Consider the following 1,025-nt stretch of genomic DNA (forward strand, 5'->3'; position numbering starts at 1 on the left):
GCTCAGCCCGGCGTCGGCGCCTCCTTGGGCAACAGGCCGGTGTCCTTCAGGTCGCTCCACAGCGCGGCCGGGATGGGCTCGCGCATCAGCCGGGCGTTCTCGCGCACCTTCGCGGCGCGCTTGGCGCCAGGAATGACCGCCGCCACCGCCGGATGCGCGGCGCAGAACTGCAGCGCCGCCGCCCGGATGTCGACGCCGTGCAGTTCGCAGAACTCAGCGATCCGGTCTCGCCGCGCGATCATCTCGGGCGGCGCCTCGGCGTATTCGAAGGTCTTGCCGCCAGCCAGCAGGCCGGAATTGTACGGCCCGCCCACGACGACATGGACCCCGCGCTCGAGACACATCGGGAACAGCCGCCCGAGCGCCGGCTGGTTGAGCAGGCTGTAGCGGCCGGCGAGCAGGAAGACGTCCGGATCGGACTGCTGGAGCGCCAGCTCGCAGGGCTCCACCCGGTTCACCCCGAGCCCCCAGCCCTTGATCACGCCCTGGTCGCGCAGCGCCATCAGCGCGCGCGCCGCGCCCGTCATGGCCTGCGCGAACACCTCTTCCCACGCCGCGCCGTGATGGTCTTCCGCGACGTCGTGGATATAGGCGACGTCGATCCGGGCGAGGCCGAGGCGCTGGCAGCTGTCCTCGATCGAGCGCATCGTCGCGTCATAGGAGTAGTCGTGCTCCACCCGGAACGGGAGGCCCTGCACGAAGGGCGGGTTCTCGGCCCCTCTCGGATCCGGCAGCAGCAGCCGGCCCACCTTGGTGGACAGGGTGTACTCGTCGCGCGGCCGGGTGCGGAGCATGTTCCCGAAGCGATGCTCGGAGAGGCCGCTGCCGTAATGCGGCGCGGTGTCGAAATAGCGCACGCCCGTGTCCCAGGCGGCCGCGAGCGCCTCCTCGGCTGTGGCGTCGTCCACCACGTCGAACATGTTGCCGAGCGGCGCGCCGCCGAAGCCGAGCGGGCCGGGGGGCGCGAAGCGGGAATCGGTCATGGGCGTTCTCCCTGGAGCGAGGCGCCCTCAGCCCGGCGCGGC

At 71.8% G+C, this 1,025-nt stretch carries 1 protein-coding gene; it reads right to left on the minus strand.

What is annotated here, in order from left to right:
• Positions 1 to 2: 2 nt before the first annotated feature.
• A complete protein-coding gene (locus ACIKT0_RS18935; protein ID WP_407106843.1) occupies positions 3 to 983 on the minus strand; it encodes an aldo/keto reductase in 981 nt (326 codons plus the stop codon).
• Positions 984 to 1,025: the final 42 nt, after the last annotated feature.

Source organism: Hansschlegelia beijingensis (genome assembly GCF_045505405.1).
Taxonomy (GTDB): Bacteria; Pseudomonadota; Alphaproteobacteria; order Rhizobiales; family Methylopilaceae; genus Methylopila; species Methylopila beijingensis_A.